At 64.4% G+C, this 14,830-nt stretch carries 12 protein-coding genes; 4 read left to right on the forward strand and 8 right to left on the reverse strand.

Annotation, left to right across the window (positions count from 1 at the left end):
* Positions 1-3 precede the first annotated feature (3 nt).
* Both M2267_RS18420 and M2267_RS18425 read right to left on the reverse strand, forming a co-directional pair.
* Entirely contained in the window at positions 4-1,092 is a 1,089-nt protein-coding gene (locus M2267_RS18420; RefSeq protein WP_429116314.1) for a Gfo/Idh/MocA family protein, read from the reverse strand.
* A gap of 60 nt (positions 1,093-1,152) precedes the next feature.
* On the reverse strand, positions 1,153-3,405 hold the full coding sequence (locus M2267_RS18425) for a glycoside hydrolase family 9 protein (RefSeq protein ID WP_429116050.1): 2,253 nt from the start codon (positions 3,403-3,405) through the stop codon (positions 1,153-1,155).
* Positions 3,406-3,670: 265 nt separating this feature from the next.
* Between M2267_RS18425 and M2267_RS18430 the strand changes: the two genes are divergently transcribed.
* The gene (locus M2267_RS18430; protein WP_043621123.1) at positions 3,671-4,996 is read left to right on the forward strand and encodes an aspartate aminotransferase family protein; all 1,326 of its coding nucleotides are present in this window, start codon (positions 3,671-3,673) and stop codon (positions 4,994-4,996) included.
* Positions 4,997-5,127: 131 nt separating this feature from the next.
* Positions 5,128-6,825, forward strand: coding sequence for an adenine deaminase (gene ade, locus M2267_RS18435; RefSeq protein WP_429116051.1), 1,698 nt, complete (start codon positions 5,128-5,130; stop codon positions 6,823-6,825).
* Between the two features lie 13 nt (positions 6,826-6,838).
* On the opposite strand, the gene aac(6') is transcribed toward ade, so the two are convergent.
* Positions 6,839-7,303 (reverse strand): aminoglycoside 6'-N-acetyltransferase, encoded by a 465-nt coding sequence (gene aac(6') / locus M2267_RS18440; RefSeq protein WP_429116053.1) that lies wholly within the window; start codon positions 7,301-7,303, stop codon positions 6,839-6,841.
* Entirely contained in the window at positions 7,303-8,934 is a 1,632-nt protein-coding gene (locus M2267_RS18445; RefSeq protein WP_429116055.1) for an alpha-glucosidase family protein, read from the reverse strand. Before M2267_RS18445 ends, aac(6') begins: the two co-directional genes overlap by 1 nt.
* 174 nt (positions 8,935-9,108) lie before the next feature.
* Here M2267_RS18445 and M2267_RS18450 point away from each other — a divergent pair, with 174 nt between their 5' ends.
* On the forward strand, positions 9,109-10,026 hold the full coding sequence (locus tag M2267_RS18450) for a sugar kinase (protein ID WP_429116057.1): 918 nt from the start codon (positions 9,109-9,111) through the stop codon (positions 10,024-10,026).
* A gap of 255 nt (positions 10,027-10,281) precedes the next feature.
* Here M2267_RS18450 and der read toward each other — a convergent pair whose 3' ends face one another.
* The 4 genes from der to M2267_RS18470 all read right to left on the reverse strand — a co-directional run bounded on the left by der (position 10,282) and on the right by M2267_RS18470 (position 13,808).
* On the reverse strand, positions 10,282-11,712 hold the full coding sequence (der, locus tag M2267_RS18455) for a ribosome biogenesis GTPase Der (RefSeq protein WP_429116059.1): 1,431 nt from the start codon (positions 11,710-11,712) through the stop codon (positions 10,282-10,284).
* A 329-nt stretch (positions 11,713-12,041) separates the two neighbouring features.
* Positions 12,042-12,710, reverse strand: coding sequence for a tetratricopeptide repeat protein (locus tag M2267_RS18460; protein ID WP_429116061.1), 669 nt, complete (start codon positions 12,708-12,710; stop codon positions 12,042-12,044).
* Positions 12,711-12,995: 285 nt separating this feature from the next.
* The gene (locus M2267_RS18465) at positions 12,996-13,583 is read right to left on the reverse strand and encodes an NnrU family protein (RefSeq protein ID WP_043623814.1); all 588 of its coding nucleotides are present in this window, start codon (positions 13,581-13,583) and stop codon (positions 12,996-12,998) included.
* A 33-nt stretch (positions 13,584-13,616) separates the two neighbouring features.
* Positions 13,617-13,808: a hypothetical protein gene (locus M2267_RS18470; RefSeq protein ID WP_043623811.1), complete on the reverse strand. Its 192-nt coding sequence runs from the start codon at positions 13,806-13,808 to the stop codon at positions 13,617-13,619.
* On the opposite strand from M2267_RS18470, the gene M2267_RS18475 reads away from it, so the two are divergent.
* Complete coding sequence (locus M2267_RS18475; protein WP_429116064.1) at positions 13,807-14,814, forward strand: polysaccharide deacetylase family protein; 1,008 nt, start codon at positions 13,807-13,809, stop codon at positions 14,812-14,814. The two genes, M2267_RS18470 and M2267_RS18475, sit on opposite strands and share 2 nt — an antisense overlap.
* Positions 14,815-14,830: the final 16 nt, after the last annotated feature.

Raw genomic sequence — 14,830 nt, forward strand, 5'->3', positions numbered from 1 at the left:
CGCTTAGAGATCGAGCGGACGGTAGTCCCGCCAGCCGCCGTTGAGCGCCAACACCACTTCCGTCAAATGTCGTGCCGTCGCGCCGGAGAAGAACGGTGTCTCGCCGCGCTCGATCGCCTGCGCCTGCACCGCTATGCCGCGCACGAAATCGATCTGCGACGGAAAGGCCGGAAGCGCCCTTGTGGCCGGCCCCGTCGGATAGCGGATCTTCGTTCCAGGATAGAGCCGAAGCGGAAGCTTGCGGCCAAGTTTCCATTCCAGCCAGTCGAGCCCGCGGTGAAGAAGCGGGCGTTTCGTCCCGAAGGTCTCCAGATGGATCGGCGAACGATTGTCCCAGAGATCGCGAACGGAGATCATGCCCTTGTCGCCGATGATCGTCAGCGAGCGGTCGCGCGGCGCCGCCAGGCCACAGGTGACCCGCGCCGTCACACCGGAGCGGAACGTGAGGCAACCCACGGAAAAATCGGGCCCGAGCGCCAGCGTCTCGGTTCCCGGCCCCTTGTCCGGAAAGGTGAGCGCCGAGACGGCGCTGACTTCGGCGACCGGGCCGAACAGCGAGACCAGCCAGCTTGCCGCATAGCCGGCATGCTCGAGCGTGCATCCGACCTCGAATTCATGGACGCCGGGCCAGCGGGCGCCCGAGCGGCTGCGCCAGGCGCGCCAGTTGGCCTTGAACACCGGGCCATCTTCCATCTCGGCATAGACAAGCCGCGGCGTGCCGATGGTGCCGTCCGCGAGCAGATGAGCGCAAAGCGCCTGCGCGTCGCTGAGGCCGTTGGCCGGCGCACCGGCAAGCAGCAGCCCCTTGGCCTTCGCCAGGTCGACGAGTTCGCTCGCCTCCTCCACCGTCATCGCCAGCGGCTTCTCGCAATAGACGTGCTTTCCGGCCGAAAGCGCTCTGCAATTTACGGTATAGTGGCTCTCCGGAGTGGTCAGATTGACGACGATCGACACCGCCGGATCGGAAAGCACGGCGTCGAGCGAGTCATAGGGCGAAACCTTCCAGTAGCGCGCAAACGCGTCGAGACGCTCGGCGTCGCGGTCCCAGACGCCGACGAGCCGCAGCTCCGGATGGTTGGCGAGCGTCGTCATGTAATAGTCGGCGACGAAGCCGGTTCCGACAAAGGCAATCCCGGTCACGCTTTCAGTCTCCTATCGCGCGTCGGCCAGGAACGACGCGACATAAACGAGCGGCGCATTCCAGTTGATGGCGATTTCGTTGGACCCATAGGCTTCGATATCGTCGACATAGCAGGTCTGCGGCGCGCAGCCGCGCAGCCGCTCCCTGGCGATGTCGTCGACAAAGGTCGAGTTCGGGCCGCCGGCAAGCGAGCCGACGGGCGGATTTGGCAACTGCGGATCGCGCTGGCGGGCGTACCAGCGGCTGTGCTGGTTCTGCGGCGAGCGGCTGCCATAGCCGGTTATGTAGGAAAGCCCCATCGCGTTGCGCCCGAGGATGTAGTCCATGCCCTCGCGCGCGCCATCGAGAAAGACCCTGTCGCCGGAGAGATCATAGGCGGCCGACAGCACGACGATGTTCTGCAGCATCAGCTGGTTCGATCCCCAGTCGTAGCGCCTGTTTTCCGGTCGGTAGACAATGCCGAAGCTCTCGGCCTGCTGCGCGGACAAGAGGCGCTGCGCCGCCGACACCACCGATCTGCCGATCGCTTCGCGGTCCGCCGCCGGCAAGGCTTTGCCATAAAGGGCGAGTTGCAGCCGCGCGAAGCCGGCAACGTCGCGCCAGTTGAAGGCACCGCCGGGCGAAAACACATCCGCCTCCCAGAGCGGCGAGGCCCGCAGGGTCTTGAGATATTCGCCGTTGCCCGTCGTCAGATAAAGTTCGGTCGCCGCCCAGAAGAGCTCGTCGGAAATGCTGTCGTCGTCGTAGTCGCCACCGCCGCCGAACCCGTCGGACCTTGGCGCAAGGAGTGCGGGATTGGCATTGGCCGCCACCCACGCCTTGCGCGCCGCCGAAAGCAGTCGCGCGGAAAATGTCGGGTTGTGCTCGGCAAAGAGCCGCGCGCCCTGGGCCGCCACCGCCGCGACATCGAGCGTCGCCGCCGTCGAGGGACGGTAGAGCGCGCGCGGCTGCGGGTCGTCGCCCGGCAGCATCGGTGCGGCGGTCCAGGCCGTATCATGGATCTTGTGGTGCACCATGCCGGCAAGCGGCTCCCCATCCGGGACCATCATCCGCAGCAGGAATTCCAGCTCCCAACGCGCCTCATCCAGAATGTCCGGGAGGCCATTGCCGTTTTCCGGAATGCGCGCCAGCCCGTCGCGGGTCACCGCCGATTTCGGCGCAAAGGTCAGGCCGCGTTCGTAGGTGGCAAGCAGTTGGGCGGCAGCCAGCGCGCCGGTCACCGCATATTTGCCGTGGTCGCCGGCGTCATACCAGCCGCCGGTAACGTCCAGTTGGTAGGAACAGGACCAGCCGCCATAGAGCGCGTCGGCCTGCGCGCCGCCAAGACACGGAACCGCCTTGTCGCCCTGGTTCGGCGCGACGCCGACGTGACCGGCCGGCCGGGCATAGGCCTTGCCGGCGACCGCGCCCTTGATCTCGATCCCGCTTCTTTGCGGGTAGAACCAGGACAGCGCATCGACCCGGAGCCGCGTATAGAGATCCTCGCCGATCGAGAAGCGATCGCTCGCCCAGTCGCCGGACACGAGACGATAGCCGTCCCCCGGCGTCTTGAACGCCGAGAAGTCCGCAACCTGCGTCTCGACCCCGGCGGTCGGATCGTAACCGTGGGGCTGCGTCTTGCCCTTGCCGACGATCTTGTCTTTGGAATCCAGCAGTTGAAAATCGATGGGGCGCTTCGCATCGGCGACGAAGGTCGCGCGCTTCGGGCCATCGGTCAGGTAGCCGAGCTGGTTGACGCGAATGGCTGGCCCTTCCGCCGCCCGCCGCGCCGCCGGCGAAGCAGCCCCGGTCGCCACCAGCGAGATGTCGTCGAGGCAGACGCGGCCGCCCTCGCCGCCGCCAAGCGGAAACACGAGCTGCGCTTCGTCCGGTTCCTGGCCTGCGAATTCCGCCGAAAAAAGTCTGCCCTCCGGCGTGCCTTCCATCGTGAATTCGTCCACCGTGGTCCAGGGATCGGCAGCGCGCTGCACCCTCGCCTGGACGCTGCGCACAGGCTCGGCGAGCACCTTCATCGACAGGCGGTAGATGCGACCGGGCTCGAGCTTCAGGCCGTTGGTGCCGATGAGTTGGCTCCAGGCTTCGCCACCCCGCGCAACCTCGACGCAAAGCCGGCCTTTCTCGCGCGTGAGCGTCAGCCCGTCACTCGCCCAGAACGTATCCTGTCCCTTGTCAAAGTGGCCGTCAGCAATCAGTTCGGCGCCCCTTGCCGGGCCCGGCAGGAAGAGCACGGCAATCGCCGCGTGTGCTATCCCGAACCTCGACACGTTTCCAACTCCGAACTCGCCGGTCATCCAAAAGGCGCCACGGAGCCGACAAGCCATGGCAGCAGAGCGTTGCCGCAAACAAGTTAAGCTTGAGAAAAGATCCGGCGGCGCGGCGAAATTTCGCTGTTGCCAAGCCCCGTCCAAGACCCGTCGGCCGGACCGGCGCGAGGCTTGACGCGCCCCGGCGCCCTGATAGTTTGACCAAAGGGTAAAAATATGGGCGGCAACACCGCCCGGACGACAAGAGAGACCGAGGAGAACTGGAATGTCGAACCGCCTTAACACGCCGAACGACCTGCGCGCCTTCTGGATGCCGTTCACTGCGAACCGGCAGTTCAAGAAGGAGCCGCGGATGTTCGTCGGCGCCAAGGACATGCATTATACGACCCATGACGGCCGCACGGTACTGGACGGCACGGCGGGTCTGTGGTGCGTGAACGCCGGCCATTGTCGCCCGAAGATCACCGAGGCGATCCGTGCGCAGGCGGGCGAACTCGACTATGCGCCGGCCTTCCAGCTCGGCCACCCCAAGGCCTTCGAACTGGCAAACCGCCTGGTCGACATCGCGCCCGAGGGCATGAACCACGTTCTCTACACCAACTCCGGCTCGGAATCGGTGGATACGGCGCTGAAGGTGGCACTCGCCTATCACCGCGCCAAGGGTGACGGCTCGCGCTTCCGCCTGATCGGTCGCGAGCGCGGATATCACGGCGTCAATTTCGGCGGCATCTCGGTCGGCGGCATCGTCTCCAACCGCAAGATGTTCGGCACGCTTCTGACCGGCGTCGACCACATGCCGCATACGCATCTGCCGGCCCAGAATGGCTTCACTCGCGGCGAGCCGGAACATGGCGGCGATATCGCGACCGAACTCGAGCGCATCGTCACGCTGCATGACGCCTCCACCATCGCCGCCGTGATCGTCGAGCCTGTGGCCGGCTCGACCGGCGTGCTGATCCCGCCGAAGGGCTACCTGCAGAAGCTCCGCGAGATCTGCACCAAGCACGGTATCCTGCTGATTTTCGATGAAGTCATCACCGGTTTCGGCCGCCTCGGCACGCCGTTTGCCGCGCAGTATTTCGACGTCAAGCCCGACATCATCACCACCGCCAAGGGCCTGACCAACGGCGTCATCCCGATGGGCGCGGTCTTTGTCACCTCCGAGATCCATGACGCGTTCATGAACGGCCCGGAGCACATGATCGAGTTCTTCCACGGCTACACCTATTCGGGCAACCCGATCGCCTCGGCCGCCGCCCTCGGCACGCTCGACACCTACAAGGAAGAGGGCCTTTTGACCCGTGCCGCCGAGCTTGCGCCCTATTGGGAGGAAGGCCTGCACTCGCTGCGAGACTGCCCGCATGTCATCGACATCCGCAATCTCGGCCTGATCGGCGCGATCGAGTTGCAGCCGATCGCCGGCGAGCCGACCAAGCGCGCCTTCTCCGCCTTCCTCAAGGCCTATGAGAGCGGTCTGTTGATCCGCACCACCGGCGACATCATCGCGCTGTCACCGCCGCTGATCATCTCCAAGGCCGAGATCGACGAGCTCTTCGGCAAGCTGCGCGCGGTTCTCAACAGTAATATCTAAGCGGGCCTCACCGAGACCATCAGAACCCTTTCCCCGGCAACGGGGGAAGGGTTACTCTTATCTGCAACAATGAAACCAAGCGCCGTCCCGCCGAGAGCATTCGGGGCGCGTATAAGAAATGGAGTTGCCTCATGTCCGAAGCGCTGGAACGCTATATCGATCAGGGCGTCGGACGCGAGCCCGCTGACATCGTCCTGAAGGGCGGGCGGTTCTTCGATCTCGTCACCGGCGAACTCGTCGCCTCCGACATCGCGATCTCGGGCGACCGCATCGTCGGCACCTTCGGCAGCTACGAGGGGCGCGAGGAAATCGACATCACCGGCCGCATCGTCGTGCCGGGCTTCATCGACACCCATCTGCACATCGAATCCTCGCTGGTCACGCCGCACGAGTTCGATCGTTGCGTCCTGCCGCTCGGCATCACCACCGTCGTCTGCGACCCGCACGAGATTGCCAATGTGCTCGGCACCGAAGGCATCGAGTATTTCCTGGATTCGGCGCTCGAGACGATCATGGATATCCGCGTCCAGCTTTCCTCCTGCGTACCCGCAACGCATCTGGAAACGTCGGGCGCCGACCTGCCGATCGAAAGGCTCCTGCCCTTCCGCCACCATCCGAAAGTCATCGGCCTTGCCGAGTTCATGAACTTCCCCGGCGTGGTGCACAAGGATCCGGTCTGCCTTGCCAAGCTCGAGGCCTTCCAGGGCGCGCATATCGACGGCCACGCGCCGCTGCTGTCGGGCAAGGACCTGAACGGCTACCTCGCGGCCGGCATCCGCACCGACCACGAATGCACCAGCGCCGAAGAAGCGATGGAGAAGATCCGCAAGGGCATGCACATCCTCGTGCGCGAGGGCTCGGTCTCCAAGGACCTGCATGCGCTGATGCCGATCATCACCGAGCGGCTATCGCCGCACCTGGCGCTCTGCACCGATGATCGCAATCCGCTTGATATCGCCGAGCAGGGTCACCTCGACCACATGATCCGCACGGCCATATCCGCCGGCGTCGAGCCGCTGGCCATCTATCGCGCCGCATCCATCTCGGCCGCCCGCGCCTTCGGCCTGCGCGACCGCGGCCTCGTCGCCCCCGGCTGGCGCGCCGATCTCGTGGTCATCGACAGCCTGGAAAACTGCAAGGCCGAGACGGTGTTTTCCGGTGGCCGGCGCGTCACCGACGCGCTCTTTGCCACCCGCAATCCGGTCGCCCCGGTCGGGCTCGACAGTGTCAAGGCCGGCCACGTACACGCCAGCGCCTTCGGCATTCCAGTCGCTGACGGCGACACGTCGGTCATCGGCGTTCTGCCGGGCAAGATCATTACCGAGCACCGCCGCTACCGCCTGCCCGCCGTCGGCAACCAGACGGGCGTCGATCTCGGCCGCGACATCATCAAGGTCGCCGTCATCGAGCGCCACGGCGTCAACGGCAACCATGCCAACGGCTTCGTTCAAGGCTTCGGGCTGAAGAAGGGTGCGATTGCCTCGACCGTCGGCCATGACAGCCACAACATCTGCGTGGTCGGCGTCAACGACGAGGACATGGCGATCGCCGCCAACCGGCTCGGCGAGATCAAGGGCGGCTTCGTCGTCGTCGAAGATGGCAAGGTGACCGGAGAAATCGCGCTGCCGGTGGCAGGCCTGATGAGCCTCGAACCCTATGAGAGCGTCCGCGATACCCTGCACCATCTGAGGCAGGCCGCCTTCGCGCTCGGCGCGACGCTGGAAGAGCCGTTCCTGCAGCTCGCCTTCCTGCCGTTGCCGGTCATCCCGCATCTGAAGATCTCGGATCGCGGGCTGGTCGATGTCGACAAGTTCATGCTGATCGGGTGATTGGCCGCAGTGCTCAGTTGTCGGCCACGGCGGGCGCCAGTTCCTTGCGGAAATAGACGACGCGCTCCGTCTCCTCGAAGCCGAGCGCCATGTGCAGGCTCTGGCTTCTGAGATTGTCGGTCGCCGTGTCGGAGGCGAGTTCCTGGCAGCCCCGGCTCGTCGCCCAGCGTTCGACCGCGATGATCAGGGCGCGCGCCACCCCGCGGCGACGGTAGGCGGGCAACACGTAGATCCCTTCGAGGAAGCCGACGGGCGAGGTCTCGCAGCCGTTGACATAATCGTGGCGGATCGACGCTTCGGCGAAGCCGGCAGCGACCCCGGCTTCGTCCTCGCACAGGAACGAAGCATAGCGGTCGCCCTCCGCAAGACAGGATTCGACCTCGGCGCGATGATCCGCGGCGGGGGTATCCGGCCAGAGCGCCACGCGCATCTCGACCCAGCGGCCGATGGCCTCGTCATCCATCAACAATACGCGCATCAGTATTTCCCTGCGAAGACCGACAGTCCGGCAACCCTGATGCTACCGGCTTCCAGCCGCGCCGGATATCCGGGCAATTCCAGGGGCTCGACCGCAGCGGGCGCCGGAAACTCCAGGGGTTCCCGGGTGAGGTTGAAAACGAAGAGCACCCGTTCGCCGGCCTTCTCGCGTACAAAGGCGAGCAGGTCGCTGTTGGTGTCGAGGAACCGCATCGTGCCATCGCTGAGCGCCGGCTGCGATCGGCGGAAGGCGAGCGTCGCCCTATAGTGATCGAGCACCGTGTCACCGGCTTGCTGGGCGTCCACCGACAGGCGCCGATGGTCCTCGGGCACCGGCAGCCACGGCTTGCCGCCGGTGAAACCGGCATTCACAGCGTTCTCTTCCCAAACCATAGGTGTGCGGCATCCGTCGCGGCCCTTATAGGAGGGCCAGAAGCGGATGCCATAGGGATCGCGCAGATCCTCGAAGGCAAGCTCGGCTTCCGGCAGCCCCAGTTCCTCGCCCTGATAAAGGCAGATCGAGCCGCGCAAGGCGGAAAGCAGCGTGATCGCCAGCCGCGCCACGCTCTCCCTCTCTGCTTCGTTGGGGGCAAAGCGGCTGACATGGCGTGTCACGTCGTGGTTGGAAAAGGCCCAGCAGACCCAGCCGTCGGTCACCGCCTTCTGGAAGTTCTCGACGCAGCGGCGGATATGGGCCGCGGTGAAGTCCGGGCCCAGGAGGTCAAAGGTGTAGCACATGTTGAGCTTGTCGCCGCCGCTGGTATAGGCGGCCACGGTCTTCAGCGAGCGGGCGCCGTCGCCCACTTCACCGACGGTCATACGGCCCTCGTAGCGATCGAGCAAAGCCCGGAACCGCGCAAGGAAGGCGATGTTTTCCGGCTGGCTCTTGTCGTGGAGATGATCCTGCATGCCATAGGGGTTCACGTCAGGTGCATCGTTGCTGGTTGCATCCGGATCGGGAATGAGCGGCGGGTTGTCCCGCAGATGCTTGTCGTGGAAGTAGAAGTTCACCGTATCGAGGCGGAAGCCGTCGACACCGCGGTCGAGCCAGAAGCGGGCGGCATCGAGCACCGCGTCCTGAACTTCAGGATTGTGGAAGTTGAGGTCCGGCTGCGAGCCCAGGAAGTTGTGCATGTAATACTGCTTGCGCACGCCGTCCCACTCCCAGGCCGGCCCGCCGAAGATCGACAGCCAGTTGTTGGGCGCCGTGCCGTCCGGCTTCGGATCGGCCCAGACATACCAGTCCGCTTTCGCGTTGGTTCGGCTGGAGCGGCTTTCGATAAACCAGGGATGGCGATCGGCCGTGTGCGAGATCACCTGGTCGATGATCACCTTCAGGCCGAGACGATGGGCCGCGCCAAGCATCTCGTCGAAATCGGCGAGCGTTCCGAACATCGGATCGACGTCGCAGTAATCAGACACGTCGTAGCCCATGTCAGCCTGCGGCGAGGTGAAGAACGGCGACAGCCAGATCGCATCGACGCCCAGCGAGGCGATATGCGGCAGCCTGCGGGTAACGCCTTTGAGGTCGCCGATGCCGTCGTCGTCGGTATCCTGGAACGAGCGCGGATAGACCTGATAGATCACCGCACCGCGCCACCAATCGTCACCCGATACCTGCCGAGACGCCATGTAAGCCCCCTGAAGACGGTCTGTCGCGCAAAGGTGTAGCGTTGCCCGGCGCTGGAGTAAACGCCATTCACCGCCACGCACCGATCGCCACCGAGCAGCCGGAAACTATCTCTTGCCGAGAACGATCGAGACCCTTATCCCGTCTCAGGCGAAATCTTGTGAGGAGGAAAGCCGTTGGCCGGAAAGATGCTTGCGATCGGGGAGTGCATGGTCGAGCTCATGCAGGCGGAAGGCGGGCTCTTGCGCAAAGGCTATGCCGGCGACACGTTCAACGCCGCCTACTATGCGCGGCTGTTCATGCCTGCTGATTGGACCGTCGCCTACTGCTCCGCCGTCGGCACCGACACGGTCTCCGACGAGATGCTGGCCTTCATGGCGGAAAAAGCGATCGACACGTCGGCCGTCCGCCGCATCGAGAACCGCTCGGCAGGCCTCTACATGATCCATCTGAAGGACGGCGAGCGCAGCTTCTCCTACTGGCGCTCGCACTCGGCAGCCAAGCTGCTTGCCGAGGATGCCGAGCACCTAAGACGCGCGATCGAAAGCTCCGACCTCATCCTCTTCTCCGGCATCACGCTGGCGATCCTTGCCCCCGATGCGGTGGAAACGCTGCTGTCGGAACTGCGCCGCGCCAAGGCCTCGGGCAAAACGGTGGTCTTCGACCCGAACATTCGCCCGCGGCTCTGGGACGATGCGGAGCGCATGCGCCGCACGCTGACCGACGGTGCCCGCGCCGCTACCCTGGTGATGCCGAGCTTCGACGACGAGATCACCCATTTCGGCGACGCTTCGATCGAAGCGACGATTGCCCGTTACAAAAGCCTCGGCGCCGCAAATATCGTGGTGAAGGATGGCGAAAAGGGCGTGACGCTCGCCTTTGGCGACGCCCCGGTTGAGCATGTGCCGGCAACCCCGGTCGAGCGCGTCGTCGATACAACCAGCGCCGGCGACAGCTTCAACGGCGCCTTCGTCTCCCGCCTGGTGGCGGGCGACAAACCAGCCCAGGCCGCTGCCTTTGCGGCAAGCGTCGCTGCCGGCGTCATCGGCCATCACGGTGCGCTGGTCCCCAGGGAAAAGCTGCCTGCGGCTTAAGTGACGCCGCGTTTTCCGAAAAGAGCTTTGCGCCCGCCAAAATCTCCGTCATTCCTGTGCCAATCACAGGAATCTAGCCAGCCCAAGCCCTTGGGCTGAAAGGCTTTTCTGACCCGACGGACGTCGGGTCGCTGGATCCCCGCCACAAGGGCGAGGATGAGGGGGAATGAGGTTACCCTCCCGCTGGAGAACCTTAGCCTTATTCAAGGTTTGCAGGCAGTCTTCCTGCCGCCTGAGCGGCATGGTCGATTTCTCTCAGCGGCGCTTCTTCGCCTTGGATTCGTACGGGTTGTCGCCCGAGCGGAAATGCATGCGGATCGGCACGCCCGGCAGGTCGAAATCGTTGCGCAGACCGTTGATCAGGTAGCGGATGTAGGATTCCGGCAGCGCGTCGGGGCGGGTGCAGGAGATCATGAAGCCCGGCGGACGGGCCTTCACCTGGGTCATGTACTTGAGCTTCAGGCGGCGACCGGACACGGCCGGTGGCGGATGCTGGATCGTCTGCGATTCCAGCCAGCGGTTAAGCCGCGCGGTCGAGATGCGGCGGTTCCAGGTCTTGTCGGTATCGATGATCGCCTGCATCAGCCGGTCGAGACCGTAGCCGGTGTGGCCGGAGATCGGCACGGCGCGGATGCCGCGCGCCTGCGGCAGCAGCCGCTCAGTCTTTTCGCGAAGATCGGCAAGCACCGTCTGCCAGTCCTCGACGAGGTCCCATTTGTTGAAAGCGAGCACCGCCGCCCGGCCTTCGCGCAGGACGAGGTCAACGATCTGCAGGTCCTGCTTCTCGAAGGGAATGGTGGCGTCGAAGACGATGACAACCGTTTCGGCGAAGCGGATGGCGCGTAGCGCATCGGCGACCGAGAGCTTTTCGAGCTTCTCCTGCACCTTGGCCTTGCGGCGCATGCCGGCGGTGTCGAACATCTTTATGGTGCGGCCGCGCCATTCCCATTCGACCGAGATGGAATCGCGGGTGATGCCGGCTTCCGGGCCGGTCAGCAGACGGTCTTCGCCGAGGAAGCGATTGATCAGCGTCGACTTGCCGGCGTTCGGACGACCGACGATCGCCACGCGCAGCGGCTTGGTCTCGTCATAGGCCTCGGCCTCTTCCTCTTCACCATCTTCGTCCTTGAAGGTCGGGCGCAGATCGATATCGGTTTCGGCCACGTCGTCTTCCGGCGGGTAGGCCCGGTCTTCGCCGATCGCAGCGACGATCGCGTCGCGCAGATCGAGCATGCCCTGGCCGTGCTCGGCCGAAATCGGGCACGGCTCGCCAAGGCCGAGCGTGAACGCATCGTAGAAGCCACCGTCCGAACCGCGCGCTTCCGATTTGTTGGCGACCAGCACCACCGGCTTGCCGCGGCGGCGTAGCATTTCGGCAAGCGTCTCGTCGGCCGGCGTCAGGCCGCCCTTGGCATCCACCAGGAACAGCGACAGGTCGGCTTCATCGATCGCGGCCTCGGTCTGCGCCCACATGCGCCCCTGCAGCGTGTCGGGTCCAGATTGCTCGAGACCGGCCGTATCGATGATGCGGAAGCGCAGATCGATCAGCTTGGCATCGCCCGGGCGACGGTCGCGGGTGACACCCGGCGTGTCGTCGACGAGCGCCAGCTTCTTGCCGACCAGACGGTTGAACAAGGTGGACTTGCCGACATTGGGACGCCCGACGATGGCGACGGTGAAGCTCATGGATCTATCCGTTTCCGCTTGGAGCGCCGCTGCCAACAAGGCGTCTGCGCTCATAATTCGTTCTCTGCCGCATCCGGCAGCGACAGTTCCAGCCGGAACTGTTCCGATTGTACTCGGCAATCCCGAACGCAAAATCGCTTAAGCACTTTTGCTGGAACTGCCTTGTCTTTCGCAGTTCCGGACGCAAAACCGCTTAAGCACTTTTGCTGGAATTGCTTTAAACGCTTTAGCGCACAATCCCAAGGTCGAGACCGACATTGGGATCATGCGCTGATTCGAAGGGGTCTTGCACCCTGTGCCCATCGCGGCGGGGATAGGCTGCTGTTGTCTTAGGCCTTGCCGCTGGCGGCGATCACGTCGAGCAGCATCTGCGCGCGACCGGTGACGTTGCGCGGGCTCTGCGCATCGTCGACGATCTGCTGGAACCAGGTCTTCGCCTTGGCGTAGTCGCCGGACTTGTAGGCAGCGAGGCCAAGAGCCTCACGCGCCGAGTGGCGCATGTTGTTCTGCGGCGTTGCAAGCTGCTCAACCTCGGCCGAAACCTGGTCGTAGCTGCCGGTGTCGACCAGAAGGTAGGCTGCACGCAGGCGCGCTGCCTCCTGAATAGCCGTCGGAACGCTGCCGTCCTTGCCGATGGCGGAGAACGCCTTGGCAGCCGCGTCGGCCTCGCCCTTCTGCGCCTGCAGCGTGGCGGCGCGCAGACGCGCCAGCACCGGATAGGCGCCGTAGCCGTCCTTCTCCAGCGTGTTCAAGGCGGTGAGCGCCTCGTCCGTCTTGTTTTCCTTGGCGAGGTTGAGCGCCTGCAAGAACGCATCCCCCGACTTCGAGGAGGCGCCATCCTGCCAATAGTCGAAGCCGACCTTGCCGATGGTGCCGAGAACGATGAGCACGGCGATCGCCACGATGACGCCGCCGAAGCGGGCCCAGATGCTCTTCATCTGGTCGGAACGCAGTTCCTCATTGACCTCGCGGATAAAGCTGTCGTCTTGGTTCGCCATCTATTGCCCCGGCCTTGCCTGCACACTGGCCCGCCGCGCCAACGGTCTGATGACGATCGGCGGAACGGGCACTCTCAAACTGTTCGAGCATGCACGACGGGTCCTTTGCCGCACCCGCCGCACTCTCATGGATTTTGCGCCTTCTACCCGATTTTGCGGCGCTTGTAAGGGGGCCGACGCGATTTAGAGCGCCGATGGCCGCCACGAGGCCGCCTCTGTCGCTCTAAATTTTCTGTTACTGCAGTTCCCGGCGCAAAGCGCTGCGCATTTTTCCCGGAAATTGCGTCAGCCCATGACGACCGGCGCAACGCCGATCAACCATTCGTGCAGCTTCCAGACGAAGAGCACGTAGGCGACAAGCCCGATGATGACGGCGAGCACGTCGTTGGAGGCCGACTTGAACACCGGCAGCACGCGTTCGCCTGCCCGCTCGCGGCGTTTCAGCGAGATGCGCAGGATCACCGCCCAGGCGAGAAACGAGCCGAACAGCAGGACGGAGGACGTTTCACCATTGGCGAGCAGATGCGCCAGCGCCCAGATCTTGATCGAAAGCACCTGCGGATGCTTGACCGCAACCGCGATGCGCCCGGCCGGGAGAAAGCCGGCAGCAAGGAAGATGAACGCAAAAAGCATCAGCAGCAGGGCGATGTGGCGCATGAATACGGGCGGATCGTAGAGCATGCCCGTTTCGCTGCGGGCCTGGCCGAAGCCATAGATGATCAGACAGAGGCCGATGAGGCTGAGGATGGCATAGATCCCCATCCAGGTGCCCTTGCCGCGGCTCTCGATCACGCCGGCGCGGAAACCGGGCGCGACGACGCGGATGAGATGCAGGCCGAGAAAAAGAATGATGCCGAGAACGAGTATCGCCATGGGGCCACCGCTTTGTTCGAGTATCGGGCAAACTCAGCGCCGCGCGTCGGAAAAGACGGGAGCCGGCCGCTGAAGCCTGTTGATTTCCAGTATCTTCGGTTCCCGGACCGATTCCGCCCAGGTTGCTATGGAGTAGCCTTGATGGCGCGTTTTTTCCAGACCGATCAAAGGATTGCCGCATTTTCGAACCATTTGCGACAAAACCAAAACAGTGCAGTTGATCATGATCCGTATTCCGCTTGCCCTCTCGCTCGCCCTTCTTCCCGCTCTTGCCAGGGCCGAGCCGGCGTCGCCGGCCACTACGCCCGCCGGCGACAAGCAGCTGGTAATAGTCTCGTTCGACGGCGCACATGACAACGCGCTTTGGGAAAAGAGCCTGGCGATGGCCAAGCGCACCGGTGCGCATTTTACCTACTTCCTCTCCTGCACCTTCCTGATGACCAGAGCGGACGGCAAGGCGCTCTACAAGCCGCCGGGCCAGAAGGCGGGCCGCTCGAATGTCGGCTTCGCCCAGAGCCGCGAGGAGATCGCGGCGCGCGCCGGTCACATCTGGCAGGCCCATCTCGACGGTCACGATATCGCCAGCCACGCCTGCGGCCACTTCGACGGCAAGGGCTGGAGCAAGGCCGACTGGGAAAGCGAGTTTTCGACGTTCGACACGGCGCTCAAAGACGCCTGGAAGAAGGCCGGCACGCCCGAGGCCGAGCCTCAGGGCTGGGCGGATTTCGCCAAGGCCGGCGTCAAAGGCTTCCGCGCGCCCTATCTTTCGCTGAGCGATGGCCTGTTGCCAGCGCTGAAGGAGTGGGGCTTCACCTATGACGCGAGCCTGGTGACCAAGGGCCCGGGCTGGCCGACAACGAAGGACGGGCTGCCGCGCTTCGGCCTGCCGCTGATCCCCGAAGGGCCGTCGCAGCGCCCGGTCATCGGCATGGACTACAATCTCTTCGTGCGCCATTCGATGGGCGTCGAGAACAAGAAGGACAGCGCCCGCTTCGAGGAACGCACCTACGAGGCCTACAAGAAAGCCTTCGACCGCGAATATACGGGCGACCGCATCCCGCTACAGCTCGGTTTCCATTTCGTCGAAATGAACGGCGGCGCCTACTGGCGTGCGCTCGACCGCCTGCTGAGCGAAGTTTGCGGCAAGGCCGACGTCGCCTGCGTCAGCTACGCCCAGGCACTGCCCCTGATCGAGCAGGCAAAAAAGAAGGCGGGTCGCTCCGCCTTCTGATTGGCTTTTTTCGCTC

Source organism: Ensifer sp. KUDG1 (genome assembly GCF_050434285.1).
GTDB lineage: Bacteria > Pseudomonadota > Alphaproteobacteria > Rhizobiales > Rhizobiaceae > Ensifer.